Source organism: Mesorhizobium sp. 113-3-9 (genome assembly GCF_016756515.1).
Classification (GTDB): Bacteria; Pseudomonadota; Alphaproteobacteria; order Rhizobiales; family Rhizobiaceae; genus Mesorhizobium.
The window spans coordinates 686,367-711,014 of sequence record NZ_AP023246.1 but is presented as its reverse complement, the minus strand read 5'-3'; the positions used below and the strand labels follow the sequence as shown (position 1 = coordinate 711,014).

General features: G+C 64.7%; 21 protein-coding genes. 8 read left to right on the top strand and 13 right to left on the bottom strand.

Annotation, left to right across the window (positions count from 1 at the left end; translation table 11 throughout):
• The first annotated feature begins 109 nt into the window (after positions 1 to 109).
• The 3 genes from MesoLj_RS03300 (at position 110) to MesoLj_RS03290 (ending at position 3,310) form a co-directional block, all read left to right on the top strand.
• Entirely contained in the window at positions 110 to 1,279 is a 1,170-nt protein-coding gene (locus MesoLj_RS03300; protein ID WP_140770704.1) for an AI-2E family transporter, read from the top strand.
• 69 nt (positions 1,280 to 1,348) lie between these two features.
• Positions 1,349 to 2,350 (top strand): LLM class flavin-dependent oxidoreductase, encoded by a 1,002-nt coding sequence (locus tag MesoLj_RS03295; RefSeq protein ID WP_202325069.1) that lies wholly within the window; start codon positions 1,349 to 1,351, stop codon positions 2,348 to 2,350.
• Positions 2,351 to 2,515: 165 nt separating this feature from the next.
• A complete protein-coding gene (locus MesoLj_RS03290) occupies positions 2,516 to 3,310 on the top strand; it encodes an inositol monophosphatase family protein (RefSeq protein ID WP_202325068.1) in 795 nt (264 codons plus the stop codon).
• Between the two features lie 110 nt (positions 3,311 to 3,420).
• On the opposite strand, the gene MesoLj_RS03285 is transcribed toward MesoLj_RS03290, so the two are convergent.
• Positions 3,421 to 4,440, bottom strand: a complete 1,020-nt coding sequence (locus tag MesoLj_RS03285; RefSeq protein WP_140771373.1) for a LacI family DNA-binding transcriptional regulator — start codon at positions 4,438 to 4,440, stop codon at positions 3,421 to 3,423.
• A gap of 220 nt (positions 4,441 to 4,660) precedes the next feature.
• On the opposite strand from MesoLj_RS03285, the gene MesoLj_RS03280 reads away from it, so the two are divergent.
• From MesoLj_RS03280 to MesoLj_RS03270, 3 genes are read left to right on the top strand one after another with little or no spacing between them, the layout of a single operon-like run.
• On the top strand, positions 4,661 to 6,247 hold the full coding sequence (locus MesoLj_RS03280) for a sugar ABC transporter ATP-binding protein (protein ID WP_202325067.1): 1,587 nt from the start codon (positions 4,661 to 4,663) through the stop codon (positions 6,245 to 6,247).
• A complete protein-coding gene (locus MesoLj_RS03275) occupies positions 6,244 to 7,563 on the top strand; it encodes an ABC transporter permease (RefSeq protein WP_202325066.1) in 1,320 nt (439 codons plus the stop codon). Before MesoLj_RS03280 ends, MesoLj_RS03275 begins: the two co-directional genes overlap by 4 nt.
• Entirely contained in the window at positions 7,560 to 8,528 is a 969-nt protein-coding gene (locus MesoLj_RS03270) for a substrate-binding domain-containing protein (protein WP_065005441.1), read from the top strand. Before MesoLj_RS03275 ends, MesoLj_RS03270 begins: the two co-directional genes overlap by 4 nt.
• A 275-nt stretch (positions 8,529 to 8,803) precedes the next feature.
• On the opposite strand, the gene MesoLj_RS03265 is transcribed toward MesoLj_RS03270, so the two are convergent.
• The 6 genes from MesoLj_RS03265 to MesoLj_RS03240 are packed head-to-tail and all read right to left on the bottom strand — an operon-like array spanning position 8,804 to position 15,952.
• On the bottom strand, positions 8,804 to 9,265 hold the full coding sequence (locus MesoLj_RS03265) for a MarR family winged helix-turn-helix transcriptional regulator (RefSeq protein ID WP_065005440.1): 462 nt from the start codon (positions 9,263 to 9,265) through the stop codon (positions 8,804 to 8,806).
• Positions 9,262 to 9,846 (bottom strand): amino acid synthesis family protein, encoded by a 585-nt coding sequence (locus MesoLj_RS03260; protein ID WP_202325065.1) that lies wholly within the window; start codon positions 9,844 to 9,846, stop codon positions 9,262 to 9,264. The genes MesoLj_RS03265 and MesoLj_RS03260 overlap by 4 nt, the downstream gene beginning before the upstream one ends.
• Complete coding sequence (locus MesoLj_RS03255; RefSeq protein WP_202325064.1) at positions 9,839 to 10,723, bottom strand: UPF0280 family protein; 885 nt, start codon at positions 10,721 to 10,723, stop codon at positions 9,839 to 9,841. The genes MesoLj_RS03260 and MesoLj_RS03255 overlap by 8 nt, the downstream gene beginning before the upstream one ends.
• Positions 10,723 to 12,264, bottom strand: a complete 1,542-nt coding sequence (locus tag MesoLj_RS03250) for a 6-hydroxynicotinate reductase (protein ID WP_202325063.1) — start codon at positions 12,262 to 12,264, stop codon at positions 10,723 to 10,725. Before MesoLj_RS03250 ends, MesoLj_RS03255 begins: the two co-directional genes overlap by 1 nt.
• Positions 12,261 to 15,095 (bottom strand): molybdopterin-dependent oxidoreductase, encoded by a 2,835-nt coding sequence (locus tag MesoLj_RS03245; protein WP_202325062.1) that lies wholly within the window; start codon positions 15,093 to 15,095, stop codon positions 12,261 to 12,263. Before MesoLj_RS03245 ends, MesoLj_RS03250 begins: the two co-directional genes overlap by 4 nt.
• Positions 15,092 to 15,952: an FAD binding domain-containing protein gene (locus MesoLj_RS03240; RefSeq protein WP_202325061.1), complete on the bottom strand. Its 861-nt coding sequence runs from the start codon at positions 15,950 to 15,952 to the stop codon at positions 15,092 to 15,094. The genes MesoLj_RS03245 and MesoLj_RS03240 overlap by 4 nt, the downstream gene beginning before the upstream one ends.
• 273 nt (positions 15,953 to 16,225) lie before the next feature.
• Here MesoLj_RS03240 and pncA point away from each other — a divergent pair, with 273 nt between their 5' ends.
• Both pncA and MesoLj_RS03230 read left to right on the top strand, forming a co-directional pair.
• The gene (pncA, locus tag MesoLj_RS03235) at positions 16,226 to 16,840 is read left to right on the top strand and encodes a bifunctional nicotinamidase/pyrazinamidase (protein WP_140770684.1); all 615 of its coding nucleotides are present in this window, start codon (positions 16,226 to 16,228) and stop codon (positions 16,838 to 16,840) included.
• Between the two features lie 49 nt (positions 16,841 to 16,889).
• Positions 16,890 to 18,299 (top strand): sodium:proton antiporter, encoded by a 1,410-nt coding sequence (locus tag MesoLj_RS03230; protein WP_202325060.1) that lies wholly within the window; start codon positions 16,890 to 16,892, stop codon positions 18,297 to 18,299.
• Here MesoLj_RS03230 and MesoLj_RS03225 read toward each other — a convergent pair whose 3' ends face one another.
• The 6 genes from MesoLj_RS03225 to MesoLj_RS03200 form a co-directional block, all read right to left on the bottom strand.
• The gene (locus tag MesoLj_RS03225; RefSeq protein ID WP_202325059.1) at positions 18,300 to 19,019 is read right to left on the bottom strand and encodes an ABC transporter ATP-binding protein; all 720 of its coding nucleotides are present in this window, start codon (positions 19,017 to 19,019) and stop codon (positions 18,300 to 18,302) included. It abuts the gene before it with no gap.
• Positions 19,016 to 19,741 (bottom strand): ABC transporter ATP-binding protein, encoded by a 726-nt coding sequence (locus MesoLj_RS03220; RefSeq protein WP_140770677.1) that lies wholly within the window; start codon positions 19,739 to 19,741, stop codon positions 19,016 to 19,018. The genes MesoLj_RS03225 and MesoLj_RS03220 overlap by 4 nt, the downstream gene beginning before the upstream one ends.
• Complete coding sequence (locus tag MesoLj_RS03215; RefSeq protein ID WP_202325058.1) at positions 19,738 to 20,700, bottom strand: branched-chain amino acid ABC transporter permease; 963 nt, start codon at positions 20,698 to 20,700, stop codon at positions 19,738 to 19,740. The genes MesoLj_RS03220 and MesoLj_RS03215 overlap by 4 nt, the downstream gene beginning before the upstream one ends.
• Complete coding sequence (locus MesoLj_RS03210; protein ID WP_202325057.1) at positions 20,697 to 21,578, bottom strand: branched-chain amino acid ABC transporter permease; 882 nt, start codon at positions 21,576 to 21,578, stop codon at positions 20,697 to 20,699. Before MesoLj_RS03210 ends, MesoLj_RS03215 begins: the two co-directional genes overlap by 4 nt.
• 162 nt (positions 21,579 to 21,740) lie before the next feature.
• A complete protein-coding gene (locus MesoLj_RS03205) occupies positions 21,741 to 23,042 on the bottom strand; it encodes an ABC transporter substrate-binding protein (protein ID WP_202325056.1) in 1,302 nt (433 codons plus the stop codon).
• Positions 23,043 to 23,194: 152 nt separating this feature from the next.
• Positions 23,195 to 24,628, bottom strand: a complete 1,434-nt coding sequence (locus MesoLj_RS03200; protein ID WP_446720293.1) for a hypothetical protein — start codon at positions 24,626 to 24,628, stop codon at positions 23,195 to 23,197.
• Between the last annotated feature and the right edge of the window lie 20 nt (positions 24,629 to 24,648).

Here is a 24,648-nt window from a genome sequence, read left to right as displayed (position 1 = left end):
ACGGCAGGGCCGGCTTCTTGGGCCCTGCCGGCTAACGGAACCTTGAAGCCGCGCCAGCGTTTCCGGTCGACGGATTGCACCAATTGCGGTGCACCGCCGAGGGACCGAGATGAAAGCCGAACCCGACGCGCTGGGCGCGGGCGTTGCCGAAGCGGCCGAAGCGCGCGCCGTGGCGCGTGCCGATACGCATCTGATGCGCACGCTGCTGGTCGGCATCTTCATTTTCATGACCGTCTATGCGCTCTATTTCGCCCGCGCCTTCTTCATGCCGGTCATCCTGGCGTTCCTGCTGGCGCTGACATTGACGCCGATCGTGCGGCTGCTGCGCAAGCGCGGCATTCCCGAAGTGGTTTCGGCGACGCTTCTCGTGCTGTTGTCCATCTGTGTGTTCGCAAGCGCCGGCTACCTGCTCAGCGGCCCGGTCTTCGAACTCATCAACAACACCTCGTCGATCGGCCAGCAACTGACCGACCGGCTGGCGCAATTGCGGCGTCCGCTGGAAAAGATCATGCAGGTCTCGCATCAGATCGAACAATTGACCGAGACGTCGCAGGAGCCCGGCGTGCAGAAGGTGGCGGTCGCCCAGTCGGGCATCCTGTCATCCGCCGCCAGCAACATCCTGGCGGCGGGAACCAGCCTCACCATCATCTTCGTGCTGTCGCTGTTCCTGCTCGCCTCGGGCACGATGTTCTACGAGAAGATCATCCAGTCCTTCGCCAGCCTCACGGAAAAGAAGCGGGCGCTGCGCGTCGTCTATGACGTCGAGCGCGAGATTTCGCACTATCTGCTCACCGTCACCATCATCAATGCCGGCCTTGGCACGGTCATCGGCCTTGGCCTGTGGGCGCTCGGCATGCCCAACCCGCTGGTCTGGGGCGTGGCCGCCGCCCTGCTCAACTTCCTGCCCTATGTCGGCGCGCTGCTGACCATCGTGCTGGTCGCGGTGATGGCGCTGATCAGCTTCGACACCATTTCCTACGCGCTTCTGGCGCCGGCCTTCGTACTGCTCTGCGATGTCGTCGAAGGCCAATTCGTGACGCCGATGGTGGTCGGCAGGCGCCTGGAGATCAACGCCGTGGCGATCTTCATCGCCATTGCCTTCTGGTCGTGGCTGTGGGGTTTCGTCGGCGCCTTGATGGCAGTGCCGCTGCTGGTCGTCATCAAGGTGTTCTGCGACCATTTCGAGGGGCTCGGCCATGTCGGCAATTTTCTCGCCGCGCAGCAGACCGCCGTGGTGGGGGACGATGATGCCGCCGACACCGAGCCGGCGAAGGGCTGATCAATATTTTTGAATTTGCGGCGTCGCCAGGCGCACCCTACATGCGGCTTCTACACAGGATCCCACCGCATGACCGAACTGTCCGTTCTCGACCTGTCGCCGATCGTCGAAGGCAGCGATGCCTCGCAGTCGCTGGCCAACTCGCTCGATCTTGCCCGCCACGCCGAGCGGCTGGGCTACAAGCGCTACTGGCTGGCCGAGCATCACAACATGCCGGGTATCGCCAGCGCAGCCACATCGGTGGTCATCGCCCATGTCGCCGGCGGCACCAAAACCATTCGCGTCGGGGCCGGCGGCATCATGTTGCCCAACCATGCGCCGCTGGTGATCGCCGAGCAGTTCGGCACGCTGGCAGCACTGTTTCCCGGCCGCATCGATCTGGGGCTCGGCCGGGCCCCCGGCACAGACATGAACACCGCGCGCGCCTTGCGCCGCAACCTGGAAGCCGGCGTCGACAACTTCCCGCAGGATGTCGTCGAACTGATGGGCTATTTCCTGCCGGCGGAGGAAGGTCAGCGCCTGCGCGCCGTGCCCGGCGAAGGCCAGACCGTGCCGATCTGGATCCTCGGCTCGAGCCTCTATGGCGCGCAGCTCGCCGCCATGCTCGGCCTGCCCTACGCCTTTGCCTCGCATTTCGCGCCGGCGGAGCTCGACCATGCGCTGGACATCTACCGCTCCCGCTTCCAGCCGTCGGAGCAGCTCGACAAGCCGCATGTCATGCTCGGCCTCAATGTCTTTGCGGCACCTACCGATGCCGAGGCGCGTCTGCTGTTCACCTCGCTGCAGCAGGCCTTCGTCAATCTGCGCACCGGCAGGCCGGGAAGATTGCCGCCGCCCGTCGAGAACTATGACAGGGATCTCGACCCGATGGCCAAGACCATGCTCGGCCAGGCGCTGTCCTGCGCCGTCGTCGGCTCTCGCGAAACGGTCCGGCAAGGCATCGACGCCTTCGTGCGCCGCACCGGTGCCGACGAGCTGATGGTCACCGCACAGATCTTTGATCATGCGGCGCGAGTGCGCTCCTTCGAGATTCTGGCTGAGGCTCATAAATCGCTTTTGCAGGCGGCCTGATCTTCCAAGCAGACTCCGCTGGCTTCGCCAATGCGTCGTCTGCTTGAGTTTCTTTGTCTGCCGCAAAACCGCGCAACACTTTTACGGAACCTGCCTGGCAGGCACTGTTGCAGGCACCGCCGTTTTGCTATGGGCGGGTTTCCCTCCACGGATCGGAAACTTCCCTTGAAAAACGACCATGAAGCGCGCGAGCGGTTTGCCATCGATCTGGCGCGGCGCGCCGGTGACCTCGGTCTCAGATATTTCCGCGATCTGGACAGCCTGACCATCGAGAGCAAGGGCCATCAGGACCTGGTCTCGCAAGCCGACCGCGAGGTCGAGCTGTTCATCCGCGCTGCGATTGCCGCCGACTATCCGCAGGATGGCATCGTCGGCGAGGAGCATGCCTCGGTCGCCGGCTCGACGGGCCATGTCTGGGTCATCGACCCCATCGACGGCACCGCCAATTTCGTGCGCGGCATTCCGGCCTGGTGCGTGGTGATCGCTTGCGCCCGGGACGGGGAGACGGTCGTCGGCGTCATCCACGAGCCGTCGACCGGCGAGACGTTTCACGGCAGACGCGACGGCGGCGCCTTCGTCAACGGCCGGCCGATCAAGGCAAGCGCGGCGACCAGCTTGGGAGAAGGGTCGGTGGGGACCGGATTTTCGAACCGGGCCGAGGCCGAGAACATTGCCGTGCTGATCAAGAAGATCCTCGCCGAAGGCGGTGTTTTCTTCCGCAACGCGTCCGGCGCCCTGATGCTGGCCTATGTGGCCTCGGGCCGGCTGCTTGGTTATGTGGAAGAACACATGAACGCCTGGGACTGCCTGGCTGGCATGCTGCTGATCGAGGAAGCCGGCGGCACGGTGCTGAAGGCGGATCGCAAGACGGTGCTGCAGAGCGGGACGCAGGTCATATCGGGCGGCAAAGGTGTCTTTTCCAAGCTGCAGGCGCTTTGCTTGGGAGTGTTTCCGGCCTAGAGCATGATGCCGAAAAGTGTGAAGCGGTTTTCGGACGACATCATGCTCTATCTCTTTGATTTAGAGGCGGATTCAGATTTCAGGTCGATTCGACCTGAAATCATCCGGCTCTAGGCACTCACGCTCTGCGCGATTGCTCCGAGCGGCCGGCACGAATTGCGGATCATCAGCCGGCCTTTGAGCACCAGCTTGCGCGGTGGCGCGTCCCGGTTGCCGGCAAGGCGGTCGAGCAGCAGATTGGCCGCCTGTTCGCCGATCGCCTGCACCGGCTGCGCCACCGTGGTCAGTTGCGGCTGGAACACGTCGGACCACGGAAAATCGTCGAAGCAGGCAACCGAAATGTCCTCCGGGCAGGACAGGCCGATGTCGCGGATTGCCTTCATGGTGCCGATCACCATCGGGTTGTTGGCCGAGAAGATCGCGCTTGGCCGATTGTGCAGCGAGAGCAGCTGCATGGTCGCGTTGTAGCCGTCGATCTCATGGAAATTGCCGGAGCGAACCAGGTCCTCGGCCACCGGCAGGCCGGCAGCCCGAAGCGCCTCGCTGTATCCGGTCATGCGGTCGTGCATGGGCGAAATATCGGACGTGCCGGTGATGTAGCCGATGCGCCGGTGGCCGAGATTGATCAGGTAGGTGATGGCGTCGAACACGGCGCGCTGGTTGTCGAGCACCACCGCATCGGTATCGACGCCCTCGCAGATGCGGTCCAGCAGTACGACCGGCACATTGGCGTCGTCGACGATCCCCTTGAGGATCGCCCCGTCGCCGACACGCGCCACGATAAGCCCGTCGACCATGCGGTCGAGCAAGAGCCTGATCTGGTCATCCTGGGTGTTCAGATCCTCGTCCGTACAGCAAAGCATGACGGCATAGCCGGCGCGGTCGAAGGCCTGCTGGATGACCGAGACGACATCGGTGAAGAACGGATTGGTGATGTGCGGCACGGTCAGGCCGATGGTGCGCGTCGTGCCCATTTTCAGGCTGCGGGCGATCGCATTGCGCTTGTAGCCGATATCGCGGATCGCCTGCTCGATGCGCTGGCTGAGTTCGGGGCTGACAGTCGCCGTGCCGTTGATCAGCGCCGACACGGTGGCGACCGAGACACGTGCCGCTTCCGCCACATGCAGCATGGTCGGCGCCGTCGATTTTCGCTGTCTCGTCCGCTTGGATGCTGCCATTTTCGAAACGTTTCGCCAGTGTGTGTTCGCTATACCTACGGAATATCAAGGTTTTTCGCAAGAATTGAAAAGGGTCAATCCTGCGTTATCAGATAGCGGCTTGACAGTATCGAAACGTTTAGAATAGCGTTTGGATGAGATTGACGAGGACGGAAGGGAGGCCGCCATTGTCATGGAGCACAGAGGTCCCATCGCTCATGGGCATGCCGCGGCGGCGGACCATTCCAATGTCGTCCTGAGCGCCGAGCACATCTCCAAGAGGTTCGGCGGAATCGCCGCCCTGGTCGATGTCGGTTTCGAATTGCGGCGTGGCGAGGTCCATGCCCTGATGGGCGAGAACGGCGCCGGCAAGTCGACGCTGATGAAGATCCTCTCCGGCGTCTATACCGGCTACGAAGGCACGGTCAGCGTCGATGGAGGGCCGGTCAACTTCGCCGGCGTGCGCGACGCCGAAGATGCCGGCATCGCCATCATCCACCAGGAGCTCAACCTGGTGCCGGAACTCAGCGTCGCCGACAACATCTTCCTCGGCCGTGAAAAACTGATCGCCGGGCTGATCGTCGACCGCAAGGCGAGCAGCCGTGCGGCGGCCGCCCTCCTGCAGCGGCTTGGCATCGAACTCGACCCGGAAGCCCGTGTCGGCGCCTTGCGCGTCGGCGAACAGCAGCTGGTCGAAATCGCCAAGGCGCTGTCGATGTCGGCGCGCATCCTGATCATGGACGAGCCGACCTCGGCGCTTTCGCCCGCAGAATGCCAGCGGCTGTTCCGCATCATCCGCCAGCTTGCCGAAAGCGGCGTCGCCATCGTCTACATCTCGCACCGCATCGACGAGGTGATGCATCTGGCCGGCCGCGTCACGGTATTCCGCGACGGGCGCCATGTGCTGACGCGGCCGATGGCCGAGCTTGACGAGAATGCCATCATTTCGGCGATGGTCGGACGGGACCTGCTCGCATCCTCCCAAGACGAGCGGGATCCCGGCGGCCGAACCGTGCTTTCGGTCAGCAATCTGTCGCTGTCGAAGCCCGACCGCCAGGGTTGGCGGCAGGTGATCGACGGCGTCAGCTTCGATCTGGCCGCCGGCGAAATCCTCGGCATAGGCGGCCTTCTGGGCTCGGGCCGCACCGAGATCATGGAGGCGATCTTCGGCTCGGGCGATGGCCGTGCCGACGGCGAGGTCAAGCTCGACGGCCGGTCCGTGAACATCCGCTCGCCGCGCGACGCCAGGCGGCTGGGCATCGCGCTGGTCACCGAGGACCGCAAGACGCAAGGCCTGCACCTGCAGGCCTCGATCACGGACAATGTCGCACTGCCGCTGGTCGGGTCGCTGGCACGCTTCGGCATCCGCTCGCTGGCCGGCGAGCAGGGGCTGGCGCGGCAGGCGGTCAAGGCACTCGGCATACGCTGCCAGGACATCGATCAGCCCGCCGGCACGCTGTCGGGCGGCAACCAGCAGAAGGTCGTCATCGGCAAGTGGCTGGCGACCAGGCCGCGCGTGCTCTTGCTGGACGAGCCGACGCGCGGCATCGATGTCGGCGCCAAGCGCGAGATCTACGACCTCATCTTCCAGTTGGCGCGCGATGGCCTGGCTATCGCGGTCATCAGCTCCGAGTTGCCGGAATTGCTGCATCTCTCGGATCGCATCCTGGTGATGGCCGACGGCCGCCAGACCGGCATTCTTTCCCGCGACGCGGCAAGCGAAGAGGCCATCATGCGCCTCGCCGCACCGCGCCGGACGCTATCGAGACCAGCCGCATGACTGCCCTGAAGCTCCTGTCCCGGACCAAGCTCTATTGGGGCCTGATCGCCATCTTCCTGATCGGCGTGCTCGGCTCGCCGGTCAGTTCCAAGGGCAACAACATCTTCCTGTCCTACGGCAATCTGCTCGACGTGCTGCGCCAGGTGTCGACCACCGGACTGATCGCCACCGGCATGACGGCGGTGATCATCACCGGCGGCATCGACCTTTCCGTCGGCTCGCTGATGGCCATCTGCTCGGTGGTCTGCGCCATGCTGCTGACGGTGCCAGGTGTAACGCCGGGTGTCGTGCTGGGCGTGCCGACCGTCGCGCTGGTGGCGCTTTGCCTTGGCTTCGTCGTCACCCGCTTCATCTTCCTCAACGTGGAAAAATCCCGTGCCGGTCCAGATGCCGCCGCGCGCGACGTGAAGCTCGACAGCGTTCGCGGCCTGGTCACGCCGGCAATCGTCGGCGTAGTGCTGTGCTGCCTGTCGCTATGGTACCTGCTGCCGCAGATCGAGCCCAAATTCGGCGTGCTCGGCGTGCTTTTGGTGGCGCCCTGCGTCGGCCTGCTGTTCGGCGCCATCAACGGCTTCATCATCGTTGCCGGGCGGCTGCAGCCCTTCATCGTCACGCTGGCGATGATGGTGACGGCACTTGGCATCGCCCGGCTCACCGCCGGCCAGAACAATGCGGTGCTGCCGGTCTATACCGGCTCGAACGCCACCGCCGATTTCGAGATGCTGCGCTCGCTGGTGTTCGGCGTCATACCGATGCCTGGCCTCTTCTTCCTCGGTGCCATCCTGATCTACGGCGCCGTGCTGCGCTTCACGCCGTTCGGCCGCTATGTCTATGCCATCGGCGGCAATGAGGAGGCGGCGCGGCTCTCCGGCATCGCCGCCGGCCGCGTCAAGATCACGACCTATGCCGTCTCCGGCCTGCTCGCCGGCATCGCCGCCGTGCTCTATGTGGCGCAGTACCGGCAAGGCAAGCCCGATGCCGGTGCCGGGCTGGAGCTCGACGCCATCGCCGCCGTGGTCATCGGCGGCACCAGCCTGATGGGCGGACGCGGCAGCCTGATCGGCACGTTCTGCGGCGTGCTGATCTTCGGGCTGCTCTCCAACATACTGCAGCTCCACAACATCAATTCAAATCTTCAACTGGTGCTGAAGGGCATGATCATCATCGGCACCGTGCTCGTGCAGGAGCGCAATGCCGGCGATCTCCTGGCCTATCTGCGCCTGCCCGGCGGGCAACCGGCGCGCAAGGAAACGGCCGCAGCCAAGCGGCCGCCACAAGAGACCCCGTCTCTCAATCTCGGAGGAAACAAGAAATGAAACGACGTGACATGCTGAAGCTTGCCGCACTCGGCGCGGCACTGCTGACCACCACCGCGCTGCTTTCGACCGGCAATGCCTTCGCCCAGGACAAGAAATGGAAGATCGGCTTCTCGCAGGTGACGACCATCGAGCCCTGGCGCGCCCAGTTCAACAAGGACATCATTGCCGAAGCCGCCAAGCATCCCGAGGTCGAGCTGATCATCACCGATGGCGAGGACAAGACCGAGAAGCAGGTCGCCGATGTCGAGAACCTGATCCGCCAGGAGGTCGACGCGCTTTTGGTGTCGCCGAAGGAATCCGCGGGCCTGACGGGCGTCGTGCAGCAGGCCATCGACGCCAAGATCCCGGTCTTCGTGCTCGACCGCAACGTCGACACCAAGGACTACACGCAGTTCGTCGGCGGCGACAACAAGCTGATCGGCCGCGCGGCCGGCGAATATGCCGTCGAACTGCTCGGCGGCAAGGGCAAGGCGGCGGGCAATGTCGTCGAGATCTGGGGCGGCATGGGCACCCAGCCGGCGCATGACCGCCATGATGGCTTCCATGAATTCACCGACAAGGAACCGGGCATCAAGTATCTGCTCGACCAGCAGTCGGGCGACTGGAAGCAGGACCAGGCCTACAATCTGATGGCCAACGCGCTGAAAACCAACGAGAAGATCGATCTCGTTTACGGCCACAACGACCCGATGGCCTACGGCGCCTATCTCGCCGCCAAGGATGTCGGCCGCGAGAAGGACATCAAGTTCATCGGCATTGACGGCCTGCCCAATGAAGGCGTGCAAATGGTGAACAAGGGTGAACTGACGGCGACCTTCACCTATGTCACCCCCGGTGCCGAAGGCCTGCGCCAGGCGATCAAGTTCCTCAACGGCGAGAAGGTCGAAAAAACCATCACGCTGCCCACCGAGAAGATCACCAAGGAAAACGCCGCCAAGGTGCTGAAGGACAACGGACTCTGAGATAGTGGAGCTTGAGGGGTGTCGGTTGGAGCAGCCCCTCATCCGCCTGCCGGCACCTTCTCCCCGTATTGTGACGGGGAGAAGGGAGCTGTGGTGAAGCCGGCGCCCTTCTGCAACGCTGGCGACTGGCGAAGCCGTCGATGACAGCGTCTTTCTCCCCGTCCCTATACGGGGAGAAATGTCCGGCAGGACAATGAGGGGCAGCGCAGACTAACCAATTCTACTCAACTCAATCGCTTCGGTGACCAGCTTCTGCAGGCTGGCAGGGTCCGCACCTACGCCAGCTTCGCCAGCAGCTTTGTGAACGTGGCGATCTCCTTGGCCGAGAGCGGCGCCAGCGTTTCCCTGGTGATTTCGCGGGCCAGCGGGATCAGCCGTTCGATCGCATCGCGACCCTCGGCGGTCAGATTGACCAGCAGCCGCCTTTTGTCGACCTCATGCCTGGACAGCTCTACCAGGCCGCGCGCCTTCAGCCGGTCGATCACGCCCTTCACCGTCGCCGCGTCCATCGCGATCAGCGTGCCGAGCTGGTTCTGCGAGGTCTCGCCGACATCGCGCAGCTTGGCCAGTGCCGCGAATTGTGGCGGCGTCAGGTCGCCTATATGCGCGGCGAAGATAGACACATGGCGCTGGTGCGCCTTGCGCAGGATGAAGCCGACCTGTTCCTGGAGGAGGTAGTCATGTTCCTCAGGCTCTTCGGCCTCGACCAGCTTGAGCAGATTGTCCTCGCCGTTCACCGCAACCCGTCCCAGGCCTTGATGTCGTCGGCCGCAAGGCCACCCATGCGGTTGTGGACGCGCGGGCCGCAGGTCATGGCGAGGCAAAACAGGATCTCGTCGGGACGCGGGCCGTCGCTGATGCCGACTTCCATGGCGTCGAAATGGCTGCGCACATAGGCGGCGTTGATGTGGCCGAGCGGTACGTCGAGCTTCGAGCCGAAGGCGCCGACCTTCTTGGCCGACGGCACGATCGCCTTGGCGTCGCCGAGCCGCTCGCGCATGGCGTAACCGCCCGGCACATGCCAGAGCGCGCCGTGTTCCAGTTCGCCAGCCGTGCCGACGATGGCGCCCTTGCCGTAGCCGTCGATCTGCTTGACGTCTCCGCCGAGTGCCGCGATCAGCCGGTCGCAGAGCAGCAGGCCGAGTGGCTTCAGATCCTCCATCGCGCTCTGCAGGTCCTCGACATAGCGCCCGGCAAACGGGTTCTTGACCACGGCCATGGCCGCTGCACGCCGGCGCGGTACGTCCGCGACCGGTCCGCCCTCGTGAAAGATCTCTTCGCTCAGCACCGCGACCTTGCGGATCGGAAACTCAGGCATGGGCAACTTCCTCCCTCGGATTTTTGTTGGGCGCGGAAAGTGCAACCGAGCCACTGATGCGGGCCTCACCGCCAAGAAACAGTGCCGATGCGGCAATCAGCCCGCGCCGGCGAAAATCTTCGGCGACGGCAAGGCCATTGTCCAGCGCCTGCGCCACCTCGCCAAATGCCAGCGTGCCGACGGCCTGTGTCACCAGCCGCGCGCCGAGATCGCTGTCGGGCGATAGCTCCTGTGCCGGAATGCGCTTGATGGCGGGATTGCCGGGCAGGTCGACCGCGTTTGCAATGAGCGTCGCCGCCGCATCGGCCTCGGCGCCGGTCCGCGCCAGCACGGTGACGGCGTCGGCGATGCCGAGCGAAAAGGAGCGGCCGCGCCAGCCGCTGGTGGCAACGCCGCGAACGCCATCTTCCGCGCGGATCGTGATCCGGTCGGCCAAACCATTGCCGGTGCCGGCGACCGCCAGACCTATCGAGCGGCCTATGCCGATGTGAAGGGCGCTGTCGCCGCCATTGTTGACATAGGCACGATCGAGCCTACGTCCGGCAAGCAATGCGGCGAGCATTTCGTCGGCTACCGATCCCGCAACGGCGGCCATCGGTGTTATGAAGCATTCCGCCAAGGGCATGACGGCTGCCTCCATGCGGCGCGCCGTCGGGCCGTCAAAGGCGCGCGGCCGCAGGAAAAATGCCGGGAGCCGCAATTCGGGAAGCTCCTTGACCAACTCGATCAGGATCGTCTGGAAGCGCGCGACAGCCTGGGCGTAGGCGGCACGACACTCGTCCGCCTCGCCAAAGGCCTCGACGATCAGGTCGATCGGCCCGTGGTTGAGGTGCAGCCGCTTGCCGTCCTGCAGCCAGTGGACTTGCGGGCCGTCCATCATCCGGCTCCGTTCGAGGCGGCACGCCGCAATTGCGCGAGCGGCGGCCATGGATTGTCGGACGGCGCGCCGGTTCCGCGACGTGGGTTGAGGTACTCGCCGCCCTTGGCGACGATGTCCTCGACGCTGCGGATTTCGGCCTCGTAGCCGCCGAGCCTGATATAGTCGTCGCGGCGCAAGGTGAATTCGATTGGCGCCACCAGCGCCGGTGTCGGCACATAGCCGAAGGCGCCTTCCGGCACCCGCGTCACGTCGACCATCAGTGTGATGCCGCCGCCCGGCCAGACATAGACCGGCGCGCCGCCGACCGTCACATAGGTCTTCAGGCCTTGCACCGACCGGGTGAGATTGACCGGATTTTCGGTGACGCCGGCACGCAGCGAACCGCCGGCGCCGCCGATGAACAGCACGGTGCACAGCGCCGGCTCGCAATTGTCCTCGATCAGATTGACCGACTTCCGCAGCCGCTCCGGAAACGGTTTTTCGACAGGCTTCAATTCGTCGTCGAGTTCGTAGTAGGCGAACTGCTCGCCGGTGGTCGAAACCATCAGCAACGACAGGCCCGGCCGCGCACCCTTCTTGGCGTTCCAGTCGCCGAGGATCGACAGCGGGTCGGAAATCGAGGTGCCGCCCCAGCCGAGGCCCGGCTCGGAGACCTTGAAATAGCGGCCCGGCGTCGAGCGGCGGCCGATGATCTTGATCCCCGTGTCCTGCCAGCCCAGCACCTTGCCGGCCTGATGCTCGGAAACGACGCCGGTGATGTGATCGTCGACCACAACCACCTCGTCGACCAGCCCGCGCCATTGCGTGGCGAACATGCCGATCGTCGCCGAGCCGCAGCCGACGCGCATGCGGTGCTCCTGCTTGCCGTCGATGACAGGTGGCTTGCCGGCTTCGACGATGATGGTGGCGCCGCCGTCGATGGTCAGTTCCACCGGCTTGCGGTTGCACAGATTGAGCAGCGCATCGCAGGTGGCGCGGCCTTCGGCCTTGGAACCGCCGGTGAGGTGATGAACGCCGCCCAGCGACAGCATCTGCGAGCCGTATTCGCCTGTTGTGACATGGCCGATCGCCTCGCCCTCCGCCCGCACGACAGCCGTTTCCGGTCCGATATGACGGTCGGTATCGATCTTCACCTTGACGCCGCAATACGAAAAGATGCCTTCGGTGACGACCGTGACGAGATCGACGCCCTCCACCTCCTGGCTGACGATGAACGGCGCCGGCTTGTAGTCGGGATAAGTGGTGCCGGCGCCTATTGCCGTGACGAAGCGGCGCCCGGTGTTGACCAGCTCGCCGTCCCAGGCCTCGCCCTCGGCGACGAAAGGTACGATCGCCGCGCCGGTCTCGGCCGCGTGGTCGAGGATGGTCAGCGGGTCCATGCGCACGATCCGGCCGCCGGCATTGCCGTAGCGGTCGCAGGCGCCGGTGCGGCCATCTGCGATGTAGCACATGACCGGACAGGCATCACAGCGGATCTTCTCCGCCATCAGCTTCTCGCCGGGATCATGCGTTTCGAAGCGTTCGGCAAGCTCGCTCATGGGCGCGCCTCCTTTTCGCGGATGCCATCCTTTTCACGAATGCCAGCGCGGATCCGCGTCGGCGTCGCCGGGACCTTGGTGACGAGGACCCCGGTGGCGTGGCGGATGGCGTTGAGGATCGCGGGTGCGGTCGGGATCAGCACATGCTCGCCCAGCCCCTTGGCGCCGAACGGGCCCTCCGGATCGGGAACCTCGATCAGGATGGTCTCGATCGGCGGCACGTCGCCTATGGTCGGGATGAGATAGTCGTGCAAATTCTCCGTGCGGCCGGGGATATATTCTTCCATCAGCGCCATGCCGATGCCTTGCGCGATGCCGCCCTCGATCTGGCCTTCGACCAGCAGCGGGTTGATCGCCTTGCCGACATCGTGCGCGGCGGTGATTTTCAGCAGCTTCACAGTGCCGAGCTTGAGATCGACCTCGAGTTCGGCGATCTGCGCGCCAAAGCCGTACACAGCGTAGGGCTTGCCCTGGCCCTTTGCATCGAGCGGCAGCGTCGGCGGATCGTAGGTCTCCTCGGCGCGGAAGACGAAGCCCTCGGCATCGACGTCGAGCGAGGCGAGATTGATGCGGCGTGCGGCCTCGCCCTCGCGGATGACGATCGCCACGCCATCCAACTGCAGGGATGCCTTTTCCGAGACATTGGCAAAGCGCAGGATCTTTTCGCGCAACGCGCGGCCGGCCTTCTCGGCCGCCTTGCCGGTGACGAAAGTCTGGCGCGAGGCGGAAGTCTTGCCGGCATCGGGGCTGATCGCCGTGTCGGCGCTCTTCAGCCGGAATTTCTCCAGCGGCAGGCCGAGCGCGTCGGCGCAGATCTGGGTGATGACGGTGTTGGAGCCCTGGCCGATATCGACGGCGCCCTGGTGCAGGACGACCGTGCCGTCAGCCGCGATGCCGACCCGGATGGTCGATGGATTGGGCAGCGAGGTATTGCCGCAGCCATACCAGCAGGACGCCACGCCGACGCCGCGCTTTTTGTCCGCGTGGGTATGGTTGAACGCATCCGCGTCGGCCGTCGCGCGCGCCCAATGCGGCCGCAGTGCCTCAAGGCACTCGGCGATGCCGACGCCGGACTCCAGACGTTGGCCGGTAACCGTTTCGGAGCCGTTCCGAAGGCAGTTTTTCAGGCGAAAATCGAGGCGGTCGATACCAAGCTTGCCGGCGAGCTCGTCATAGAGCGTCTCCTGCATGATGGTCGCCTGCGGCACGCCGAAGCCGCGGAAGGCGCCGGAAATCGGGCCATGAGTATGGATGGCGCGGCCCTCGGCGCGATAGTTGGGCGTCGCATAGGGGCCGGACGCATGCACCGGCACACGATTGGCAACGGTCGGGCCCCAGCTCGCATAGGCGCCGGTGTTGAAATCGCCGGCAAAGGTCATGCCGGTGACATGGCCCTCTGCGTCCACCCCGATGGTCGCCTTCATCTGCGCGGGATGGCGCTTGGTGGTCGATGTCATCGATTCGTTGCGGGTGTAGGCCAGCGCCGCCGGCCGGCCGGTTTTCAGCGCCACGAGGCCGATCAGCGGCTGCAGCGATACGTCGAGTTTCGAGCCGAAACCGCCGCCGGTCGCGGTGGGCACGATACGCACCTTGTCGACGGCAAGGCCAAGTACCTTCGCCGTCTCGTCGCGGTCCATGTAAGGCGCCTGCGTGCAGGCGACGACAACCAGCGTGTCGCCGTCCAGATAAGCATAGCCGGCTTCCGGTTCGATATAGGCGTGCTCGACATAGGAAGTTTCGATGGCGCCGCTCACGGTGACGGCGGCATTTGCAAGCGCCGCCTCAGGGTCGCCGCGCTCGACAAGGCCCGTGGTCAGAAGGTTGGCCGGGCGGTTGTCATGGATCCGTGCCGCGCCTTCGGCCTGCGCTTCGCAAGGTTGCAGGAAATGCGGCAATTCGGTCCAGCGGACCGGGAAATCCGACAGGTCGAGATCGAGGATCGCCTCGCGCTCGCCGGCGACCAGCGCCACCGCCTCGCCGCGAAGCCGCGCAAATCCTTCGGCCAGTGCCGGCTGATCGGCGAACGGGCCGATCGCACCGAAGCAGTTCTTTCCCGGAATGTCGGCCGCGGTGAAGACACCGGCGATGCCGGGGTGTCTCTTCGCCCAACCATCGAGGTCGCCGAAGGCAAAGCTGGCGTGATAATGCGGTGAGCGGACCACCAGAACGGCGAGCGCATCGGCCGGGAAGGAATCGCCGCCGAATTTCTCAGCCCCGGTCACCTTTGGCACGCCATCGAGCCTCACAGGGGACGCGCCGATGGCATGCCCGGACTGAGGCAGACGGAAATCCAGGCTCGCTGTCTGGAGGGACGCCTCCATCACCGCCGCGATGATCTTCCGGTAGCCGGTGCAACGGCACAGAATGCCGCCCAGCGCATCCTGCACCTCGGTCTCGGTCGGCCTGGGTGTCGTGTCCAGGAGCGCTGTCGCCGCGACCAGCAGCGCCGGCGTGCAGATGCCGCATTGCGCCGCGCCATGGGTGAGAAACGAGGCCTGCAATGCCGAGAGCCGGCCATTGGCAAGTCCCTCGACTGTTGTCACTGCCGCCCCGGATACGGAAGCCGCCGGCATCAGGCAGGCGCAGACGGGAGCACCGTCGACCAGCACCGTGCAGGCGCCGCAATCGCCGGCATCGCAGCCGACCTTGGTACCCGTTAGCCGCAATTCGTCACGCAGCACCTGGGACAGCCGGCGCAGCGGCGGCACATTGACCAGGACAGCGTCGCCATTGACCGTGAAGGCAATGTCGGCGCGTTCAGGGCCGAGGCCGGGCGTGCCTACGCCCAGACCGGGCAGGGCTTCAGTCACTTCAGGCAGAAGCTGGTTCATGCCGCCACCATGTGATCGTTCATTAGGCCGGCGGCCGTCAGCACGGCGCGGGCGACAATCTCGCGCACAGCGTCGAGCCGGTATTCCGCGCTGCCGCGCACGTCGGCGATCGGCGACAGTTCTGTGATCGGTGCGGACTGGACCGCATCGGCGAGCCGGTGATCCGCAGGCAATCCGAGCAGCGCCGCCTCGACGCCGGCAAGGCGCCTGGCGACGGCCGAGCACGACCCGACGGCGATGGCCGCTTCGGTCACTGTGCCGTTCTCGACGACCAGACGCGCCGCCACCATCGCTATGGAAATGACGAGATAGCGCCGCGCGCCGAGCTTGACGAAAGCCGACGTGCCCGTTGCAGCGGGCTTCGGCACGCGGATGGCGCTGACCATTTCCCCTGCTCGCAAGGCTGTTCGGCGGTTGCCGAGAATGAAATCCGGCAAGGGCAGGTAGCGCGTCACTGTTGCCGAACGCAGTTCGACTTCGGCATCAAGCACGAGCAGGCCCGGCACGCCATCGGCGGCCGGCGAGGCGTTGCAGAGATTGCCCGCGACCGAGGCGACGTTCTGGATTTGCGGCGAGCCGACCTCGCGCGCGGCCTGTTTCAGTGCATCGAAGGTCGGCGGCAAGGGATGGCGGATGATGTCGGTCCATGTCGTGCGCGCACCGATGACAAAGTGGTCATCCGTCTCGACGATGCCGCGCAGCACAGTGAGGCCATTAATGTCGAGGACATTGTCGCGGAACGGCTTCGTGCCTTGTGCCGGATAGAAATCCGTACCGCCGGCGAGGATGCGCCAGGCGCCCTCGCCAAGCAGCACGAGCGCCTCGTCGACCGTGGTGGGTTTCGCGTAACGGATCACGCTTTGCCTTCCCAGAGAGTGGGCCTTCCCCGAATTTGGCCCTCCCAGGATTTTCCCCTGGGATCATGTTGCCGGTTTCGAACCGGAAATTCATTCGTATGCAAATGATATCAAGCCAGTGGAAATTGTCAAAGCCAGAGTTTGGGGTGTCGTACCTGCCGGGCCGCATGCAACGAGATTGTTACGCCTTCTGAGGTTGACGCGGCCGGCCATCTGGTCAAGTTTCTGCCTCCGGTCGCAACAGCGGCATCGAGACAGAGGGAAGGAAGCCGCATGGCCGACGAAGCGCTTGTTGTCATCGACCTGCAGAACGACTTTTGCCCGGGCGGCGCGTTGGCCGTGACCGGCGGCGACGAGATCGTGCCGCTGGTCAACGATATGATCCGGCGGACCGACCATGTCGTGCTGACGCAGGACTGGCACCCCGCCGGCCATTCAAGCTTTGCCTCCAGCCATCCGGGTGCCCAGCCCTTCACCATGATCGAGATGCCCTATGGCCAGCAGACTTTGTGGCCGGACCATTGCATCCAGGGCAGCCTCGGCTCGGATTTCCATTCCGGCCTTGCCTGGACCAAGGCCGAACTCGTCATCCGCAAGGGATTTCGCCCAGCGATCGACAGCTATTCGGCCTTCTTCGAGAACGACCACACGACGCCGACCGGCCTCGGGGGCTACCTCAGGGAACGCGGCATCGACAGTTTGACCCTGGTCGGCCTGGCGACCGATTTCTGCGTCGGCTTTTCGGCGCTGGATGCCGTCAGCCAGGGGTTCAAAACCACCGTCCGGCTCGATGCCTGCCGTGGCATCGACCTCAACGGCTCGCTTGATGCCATGCTGCGGCGCATGCGCGATGCCGGCGTGACGCTTGAAGACCATTTGTCGGACTGAACGGACGGTGGGGCAACAGGGGGACCTTTCGCGGATCACCGCGGGCGCAATGACGGGTGCCGCCATCGCCGTCGCGATGCTGTTCCCGGAAGCGGCGCTCGCGGCCGAGGAACACGCATTGCCCGGCGCCTCGATGTCGCTGTGGTGGGCACTGCCCTTTGCCGGGCTGCTGCTGTCGATCGCGACCGGCCCGCTGCTCTTCCACCATGTCTGGGAGCACCACTACGGCAAGATATCGGCGCTTTGGGCCGCATTTGTCGTCGTACCTTTGGCGCTCGCCTTTGGTCTGCCTTCGGCGACCGAGGCGGTGCTGCACGCGCTGCTCACCGAATACATGTCCTTCATCATCCTGCTGTTTGCGCTGTTCACCATTTCGGGCGGCATTCTGGTCGCCGGCAACATCCACGGCACGCCGCTGGTCAATGCCGGGCTGCTGCTGGTCGGCGCGCTGCTCGCCTCGGTCATCGGCACGACGGGCGCCTCGATGATCCTGATCCGGCCGATCATCCGCGCCAACGACGCCAGGCCGTTCAACGCCCATGTCGTCGTCTTCTTCATCTTCCTGGTGTCCAACATCGGCGGCTCGCTGATGCCGCTCGGCGACCCGCCGCTGTTCGTCGGCTTCCTGCGTGGCGTCGACTTCTTCTGGACGACCACGAACCTCTATCGGGAAACGCTGTTCGTTGGCGGCCTGGTGCTGGCGGCGTTCCTGGCGATCGACGTCATCCTGCATCGGCGCGAGGCAGGCGCGCCGAAGATCAAGGACCCGACACCGGATTCCAGGATACGCATCCGCGGCCTGCCAAACATTCCGTTGCTGGGCGGGGTCATCGGCGCCATCTTGCTGTCGGCGACATGGAAGCCCGAGGTCAGCGTCTCCATTCAGGGCGTGACGCTGGAACTGCAGAACCTGGTGCGCGACGCCGTCATCCTGGCGCTCGCCTTCGTCTCGCTGGCGGTTTCGCGCAAGGAATACCGGGAGGCGAACGGCTTCAACTGGGGACCGATCGCGGAAGTGGCAAAATTGTTTGCCGGCATCTTCATCTGCATCGTGCCGGTCATCGCCATTTTGAGAGCCGGCCATGAGGGAGCGCTGGCGCCGCTGGTCGCGCTCGTCACCTCGGCGCAAGGCACGCCCAACGACCTCGCCTATTTCTGGCTGACCGGAGCGCTGTCGTCCTTCCTCGACAATGCGCCGACCTACCTGGTGTTCTTCGAGCTTGCCGGCGGCGATCCACGCCATCTGATGACCGAATTCGCCTCGACATTGGCGGCGATCTCGGCGGGTGCGGTGTTCATGGGCGCCAACACCTATATCGGCAATGCGCCCAACTTCATGGTCTATGCCATCGCCCGGCAGCGCGGCGTCGAGATGCCCGGCTTCTTCGGCTACATGCTGTGGTCCGGTCTGGTGCTGATCCCGATTTTCTTGATCGCGGGCTTTGTGTTTTTCGGCTGATCAACCAACGCCGACATAGCGCCTGACCGCCGAAGGGTCGGCGCGCAGCTCCTCGACATCGACCGTCTCGCGGTTGCGGCCATTCTCGATGAACGAGACGCGGTCGGCGACCGACAGCACCGCGTCGACCCGCTGCTCAACCAGGATGGTCGAGACGCCCATGTCGCGCAGCGTTGAAACCGTCTCGCGGATTTTTGCGATCATCGACGGCATCAGCCCTTCCGTCGGCTCGTCGAGCAAGAGCACTTGCGGCTCGAGGCAGAGCGCCCGCGCCATGGCCAGCATCTGCTGCTCGCCGCCCGACAAGGTGCCCGAACGTTGCCGCAGCCTCTGGCGCAGCAGCGGGAAGAGGTCGAGCACGGTTTCGCGCACGGCCTTGCCCTTGCCGCGTGCCATCAGGCCGATCTCGATGTTTTCCGCCACCGTCATCTCGGCGAACAGCCGCCTGCCCTGCGGTACATAGGCGACGCCTGCCTTCGGCACTTCATGCGCCGGCAGGCCGGTCAATTCCTGGCCGGCGAGCTTGATCGAGCCGGCGCTCGAAGGAACCAGGCCCATGATCGCCTTCAGCGTCGTCGTCTTGCCGGCGCCGTTGCGGCCGAACAGGCACAGCACCTCGCCCTTGTTCAGCACGAGGTCGAGGCCGTAGAGCACCTGGATCTCGCCGTAGAAGCAGTCCAGTCCCGCGATCCGCAACGCTTCCGCCTTGCCCGCAATCATCGGGCGGTCCCCAGATAGGCTTCCTGCACCGCCGTGTTCTCGCGGATGGCCTCGGGGGTGCCTTCCGCCAGGATACTGCCGGCATTGAAGACAGTGATGCGGTGGGCCAACTGCATAACCACGGGCATGTTATGCTCGATCAGAAGCACGGTGGCGTCCCTGGCGATCTCGCGCACCAAGGCGATGAAATTGTCGATCTCGCTGTCGGCCAGCCCTTGTGTCGGCTCGTCGAGGATCAGCAGGCGAGGCTTCAGCGCCAGGCCCATCGCCACCTCCAGCAGGCGTTGGTGGCCGTAGGACAACTGCCCGGCCGGCATATCGGCACGGTCGGCGAGGCCCGTGCGTTCGAGCGCCGACATGACGCCTGCCTTGATCGCGCCTGCCGACCGGCGATCGCTCAGTGTGAGTTGCACCGGCAACGCGACATTGGCGTAGGCGCTGAGATTGGCGAAGACGCTGGTGATCTGGAAGGTGTAAGCGATGCCCCGGCGCACTCTGGCATAGGCGGGCAGGCCGGTAATGTCGTCGCCGTCGAATATGATCGCTCCCGAAGACGGCTGGATGCGACCGCTGACCAGGCTGACGAAGGTCGTCTTGCCGGCTCCGTTGGGGCCTATGACGGCGCGAATCTCGCCTGGCATCAAGGTGAAATCGACATTGTCCACGGCGCGCAGGCCGCCGAAATGGCGCGACAGGCCCCTGGTGCTCAAAAGAGGTGTCATGGCAGCCACCTTAGCCAGCGTTGGCGGATGGTGCCAAGAATGCCCTTTGGGAAAAACAAAACCAGCAGGATCAGCGCGATGCCGACGATCAGCAGATAGGCCGATGTGTAGCCGCTGGTGATGTCGATGACATAGTACATGAAGACCGTGCCGATGAGCGGCCCAAGCGTTGTGGCGGCACCCCCGAGCAGGACCCACAGCAGCGGCAGGATCGAATATTGCACCGAGGCGAAGCTCGAGCCGACATAGCCGAACAGCAGCGCATAGGCGGCCCCCGACGCCGAGCAGATGGTGCCGGAGATGACGACGGCGGCAAGCTTGTTGGAGAAGGTGTCGTAGCCCAGCATCTTGGTGCGCTCTTCGTTCTCGCGGATGGCGACCAGCACACGGCCATATCGGGAGCGGACGATGGCAAGCGTGATCAGCAGCACGATCGAGAACAGCGCCAGCGCACTCATGTAGCGCACGGTCGGGTTGGTGAGGTCGAGCGAGGTCGCGCCGAAATCGAGGACGCGTGCCGGCTGCGGCACGACCTGGCCCTGATCGCCGCCGGTCCACGTCGCGAAATAGAGGATGAGGAGATAAAACACCTGCGCGAACATCATGGTGACGATCATGAAGGCGACACCCGTGGTGCGCAGTGCAAGAAGGCCGATCGCCAGCGCCAGCACCGCGCCGCAGGCAATCCCGCTGAGGAAGGCCAGTGGCACGCCCCAGCCAAGCTGGATGATGGCAAGGCCAGCGCCGTAAAGCCCGGCGCCGAAGAACATGGCATGGCCAAGGCTGAGCAGGCCGACATAGCCGAACAGCATGTTGTAGCCCATGGCGAACACCGCCAGAACCATGATGCGGGCAAGCAGGCCGTGATAGTACTCCGGCAAAAGGAAGCTCAGCGCGAAGAGCAGGGCGATGACGCCGAGATGCAGCGCATAGGCCTTTGCCGGCGAAGCTTCGCTCATCGCGATGCCGTTCCGAACAGGCCTTGCGGGCGGAACACCAGCACCATGGCGACCAGCAGCGTGGCGATGATCTTGGCCAGGGTCGGCGAGAAGAACATCGAGATGATGCCATCGGACAGGCCGATCAGCACGGCGGCGACCACGGTGCCGCGCAGCGAGCCGAGGCCGCCGATGATGACGACGATGAAGGAGAGCAGCAGCGGGTCCTGTCCCATCAGATAATGGGCTTGGCTGATAGGTACGATCAGCACCGCGGCGATCGCCGCCAGCATGGCGCCAAGCGCGAAGACGCCGCCATAGACACGGCCGACCGGGATGCCGAAGGCCTGCGCCGTCTCGCTGTCATACTGCGTGGCGCGCATGATGAGGCCGATTTTGGTGCGTGTCAGCACCAGCCATGTGGCGATCAGGAGAAGCGCGGAAGCCGCGATGATCGACAGTTTGTAGCTGGAGTAGCCGAACCACGGCAAAAGGATGCGGTAGCTGAACGGCGGCTCCACCGGCCGCGCCTCCGGACCATAGAAGGTCAGCGCCAGCTGCTGGATGATGTAGAGCATGCCGATGGTGGCGACGATGGTGGCTTCCGGATTGTAGTTGAGCCGGCGCAGCACCAGCCGCTCGGCGAGCAGCGCGATGGCGCCGACGATCAGCGGCGCTATCACCAGTGCCGCCAGGAAACCCAATGCCGGATGACCCGATATCGCCGTCGAGATCGCCCAGGCAAGCACCGCGCCCAGCATGAAGAACTCGCCATGCGCGACATTGACCACCCGCATCACGCCGAACACCAGCGACAGCCCAAGCGCGGTCAGCGCCAGCACGGCGGAGGTGACGAGGCCTTCGAGGGCGGCAAGGAGGAGATGGGGTCCGAAGTGCATTCAGGGGCGCCCTTACCCTCCCCCTCGTGGGGAGGGTGACCGCGAAGCGGTCGGGTGGGGGGTGGGGCATGGGCCGTCGCAGCCCCCACCCCGTCTCATAGGCTTCGCAAGAACGCGAACCCTATTCGCCGACCCTCCCCACAAGGGGGAGGGTAAGACGCCTCAAAGCGCCTGCGTCGTGTAATCCCCCTCGGCCTCGTAGAGCCCGTCCTCGATCTTGGTCTTGTGCACCACCTTCAGCTTGCCGCTTTCGACCTTGGAGATGTTCTGGATGCCAAAACACTGGTGGATCTTGCCGTTGAAGGTTTTCGGCCCCTGCGGATGCTCCGGGCCTTCGGCGAAGGCGGTCAGCGCCTCGGTTGCCTCGACCAGCTTGGCGCGGTCTTCCGGACCCTTGTAGCCGGCGTCTTCCATCGCCTTCTTGACGACGTAGAGCGTTTCCCAGCAGCCGAACATGTGCGCGGCGGTGGAGACGTCCTTCGAGTCGCCGACGGCGGCGCCATTGTCGTCGATGCCTACGGCGGCGCGATAGGCTTTCTGCGCCTCGGTATCATCGGCCTGGGCATAACGCGGCGAGCCTTCCCAGAAATGGCTGCCGTCGAGGAATTCCAGCCCCGGGCTGTTGATGTCGACGGCCTCGAGCGAATCGATGAAGCCGAACAGCTGCGGCCGGTTGGAGCCGTAGAACTCGCCGAGTTCCTTGACGAAGGTGAGCACCGCGGGACCGACCATCACGTGGTAGATCACCTCGGTCTCGGCCGGGATCTGCGGAAAATACTTGGTGAAGGAGGATTCCGTCGGCGGGATGGCGATCTGCGCAATGACCTCGGCGCCTTGCGCCTTCAGCGCCGGCGGCAGGTAGTCGCGATGATCGTAGCCGAAAGCGAAATCGGGGAAGATCTGCGTCACCTTCTTGCCGGCATTGGCCGCGATCCATGGCGCCATCGACTGGATCTGGCTTTTCACGTCGGTGATGCCGGGCTGGAAGACGTAGCGGTTGAGCTTGGTCGAGGCGACGTGGTGGCCTTCGCTGACGACGAAATAAGGGATCTTGGCCTCGCCGGCGGCCGGCGCCGAGCCGATGACGACATGCGAAAACAGTGTGCCGAAAACGATATCGGTCTTGTGCTGGGTGGCGAACTTCCCAACCACCTCGGCGCCGCGGCCGGGATCGGTGCCGTCATCCTCGATGATGACCTCGACCTGACGGCCATTGATGCCGCCGGCGGCGTTGATCGCCTTGACCGCGGCGGCGGTGGTCTTCTCGTACCAGCGGCCATAGGCGGCACCGATGCCGGTCCGGTGCGACTGGAAGCCGATTTTGATCGGCGCCGAACTCTGCGCCTGGGAATAGCGGACGAAGCCGGGCGCCATGGCGAGGCCGGCGCCCGCTGCAAGGCCCTTCAGCGCCGTGCGGCGGGTGAGACCGGTTTTCGGGAGGTTGAAGGTCTTGCTCTTGTCCATATGCCGTTCCCCTTGTTCAGCGTTAGGAGCGCAAAGTCCGCTCATGTCCGGAAGTCGAAAAATTGCATGTGTACAAACTAAATCACCAAAGTCCGGACACGGCAATGCTGGTTCCCTAAGGGAATCCCGGTTTATTTTCCAGCGCAAATGCCTCAGCCGACCGTCGGCGTGGCGAGCAGCCAGAGGCCGAAGACCGTGTAGGCGATCATCAGCAGGGTGAGCGGAAACTGGCTGAGCGCGGCGCGGGCGGGCTGCGGATGCAGGCGCCAGGCGAAGCCGTGGGCGATGAGGACGGCGAGCACATGGCCAAGGATGATGGCACCAGCCTGGATGTTCCACAGCCACCAGGCGGACGCCGCGCCGGCCACGATGCCGGCCTCGACCTGCATGTCGGCGGTGCCGAACAGGTTCCAGCCCAGCGCGAACGGGTCGGACAGGGCGGCCAGCGCGTATTGGCCGTCGACCAGCAGCGCCGTCAGATAGTGCGCGACGTGGTAGGCGAGCGCGATCGGCACGATCGACCAGACCAGCAGCCCGGCTGCCTGGGCGAGCGGCGGTCCGCTGCCGGCAAGACGTTGGCCGAGCACAACGGCCAAAAGGAACACCGCCGCCAGCAGGACGAATGTCAGAACGAGCCCGAGACTGCCGCTGCCGATCACCGCCGTGCGGCCTGGGAATTCGAGCGGATTGATGCCGAAGAGGCCAAGCCAAAAGAAGGTTTTTGACAGGCCGTCGAAAGACACGGACGACAGGGCCAGCAGCAGGAAGGCGATGCCGCTGGCTGGCAAGGGCTCTGCTGCCGAAAGCTTGGCGCCTGGCCAGCACAGCGCAAGCCGGCCCTTCTCGTCGCGTTCGACAGGCGCGAAGCGCGCCACCATGGAGAAGAAGATGGTCAGGAACTCACCGCTGCGGCTCCAGCCGCGATAGCCGAACATCAGCATGGCAAGGAAGGTGAGCAGCCAATAAAAGCCGGCGACAAGGGCAAGCCGTGCAGGGTCGTCAGGCGCCGGATCGATGAGCTCGAACCAGGCAAAGGCGAAGAACAGGATGACGGCCGGCCAGCAGCCGATCCATCGGGGAAGGCGCCACAGCCCCTCGTCGCTTGCGCCGCGCAGGCGTGAGGCGAGGCGCCACGGTCCATACCAAGGGTTGAGCCATGACCAGAGGTCGCCGAAAGCGCCTTGCAGCAGCGTGAGGCCGGCCCACAACAGCGTCCAGATCACCAGCGGCAGTGGATTGGAGAGCGGGTCGCGGCTGCCGAAAAGGCCAGCGGTGACGAGGATTGAAAAGCCGGCAAAGGATATCAGGCTGAGGGAAGCGCGGGCGCTATCGCCGAAGGTGAAAAGCGGCAGCCGCCGGCGCCAGAAACGATCGATGGAAGCCGCCGGCAGCAGCGCCAGCACGAGGAAGCTGACGGCCACGACGAACGCGCCACCGACGAGGTAATAGCCGGTCGGCAGGAGCAGGACGTGGCCTCGGTCGGAGGCATGGGCGAAGGCGGGAGTGGGGAGGAGGGCTAGCAGGGCGATGGCGAAAGCCAATCCTTGAAGACGGCGCTCCACGGCGAAGGAACTCAGCCTATCCAACTTTGCGGCCTCGTATGGCG

Excerpts from the sequence above, each read along its gene's own strand:
- MesoLj_RS03300 (WP_140770704.1), top strand. The coding sequence starts at position 110 with ATGAAAGCCGAACCCGACGCGCTGGGCGCGGGCGTTGCCGAAGCGGCC.
- MesoLj_RS03295 (WP_202325069.1), top strand. The coding sequence starts at position 1,349 with ATGACCGAACTGTCCGTTCTCGACCTGTCGCCGATCGTCGAAGGCAGC.
- MesoLj_RS03285 (WP_140771373.1), bottom strand. The coding sequence starts at position 4,440 with ATGCTGCATGTGGCGGAAGCGGCACGTGTCTCGGTCGCCACCGTGTCG.
- MesoLj_RS03280 (WP_202325067.1), top strand. The coding sequence starts at position 4,661 with ATGGAGCACAGAGGTCCCATCGCTCATGGGCATGCCGCGGCGGCGGAC.
- MesoLj_RS03275 (WP_202325066.1), top strand. The coding sequence starts at position 6,244 with ATGACTGCCCTGAAGCTCCTGTCCCGGACCAAGCTCTATTGGGGCCTG.
- MesoLj_RS03270 (WP_065005441.1), top strand. The coding sequence starts at position 7,560 with ATGAAACGACGTGACATGCTGAAGCTTGCCGCACTCGGCGCGGCACTG.
- MesoLj_RS03260 (WP_202325065.1), bottom strand. The coding sequence starts at position 9,846 with ATGCCTGAGTTTCCGATCCGCAAGGTCGCGGTGCTGAGCGAAGAGATC.
- MesoLj_RS03255 (WP_202325064.1), bottom strand. The coding sequence starts at position 10,723 with ATGGACGGCCCGCAAGTCCACTGGCTGCAGGACGGCAAGCGGCTGCAC.
- MesoLj_RS03250 (WP_202325063.1), bottom strand. The coding sequence starts at position 12,264 with ATGAGCGAGCTTGCCGAACGCTTCGAAACGCATGATCCCGGCGAGAAG.
- MesoLj_RS03245 (WP_202325062.1), bottom strand. The coding sequence starts at position 15,095 with ATGAACCAGCTTCTGCCTGAAGTGACTGAAGCCCTGCCCGGTCTGGGC.
- pncA (WP_140770684.1), top strand. The coding sequence starts at position 16,226 with ATGGCCGACGAAGCGCTTGTTGTCATCGACCTGCAGAACGACTTTTGC.
- MesoLj_RS03230 (WP_202325060.1), top strand. The coding sequence starts at position 16,890 with ATGACGGGTGCCGCCATCGCCGTCGCGATGCTGTTCCCGGAAGCGGCG.
- MesoLj_RS03225 (WP_202325059.1), bottom strand. The coding sequence starts at position 19,019 with ATGATTGCGGGCAAGGCGGAAGCGTTGCGGATCGCGGGACTGGACTGC.
- MesoLj_RS03220 (WP_140770677.1), bottom strand. The coding sequence starts at position 19,741 with ATGACACCTCTTTTGAGCACCAGGGGCCTGTCGCGCCATTTCGGCGGC.
- MesoLj_RS03215 (WP_202325058.1), bottom strand. The coding sequence starts at position 20,700 with ATGAGCGAAGCTTCGCCGGCAAAGGCCTATGCGCTGCATCTCGGCGTC.
- MesoLj_RS03210 (WP_202325057.1), bottom strand. The coding sequence starts at position 21,578 with ATGCACTTCGGACCCCATCTCCTCCTTGCCGCCCTCGAAGGCCTCGTC.
- MesoLj_RS03205 (WP_202325056.1), bottom strand. The coding sequence starts at position 23,042 with ATGGACAAGAGCAAGACCTTCAACCTCCCGAAAACCGGTCTCACCCGC.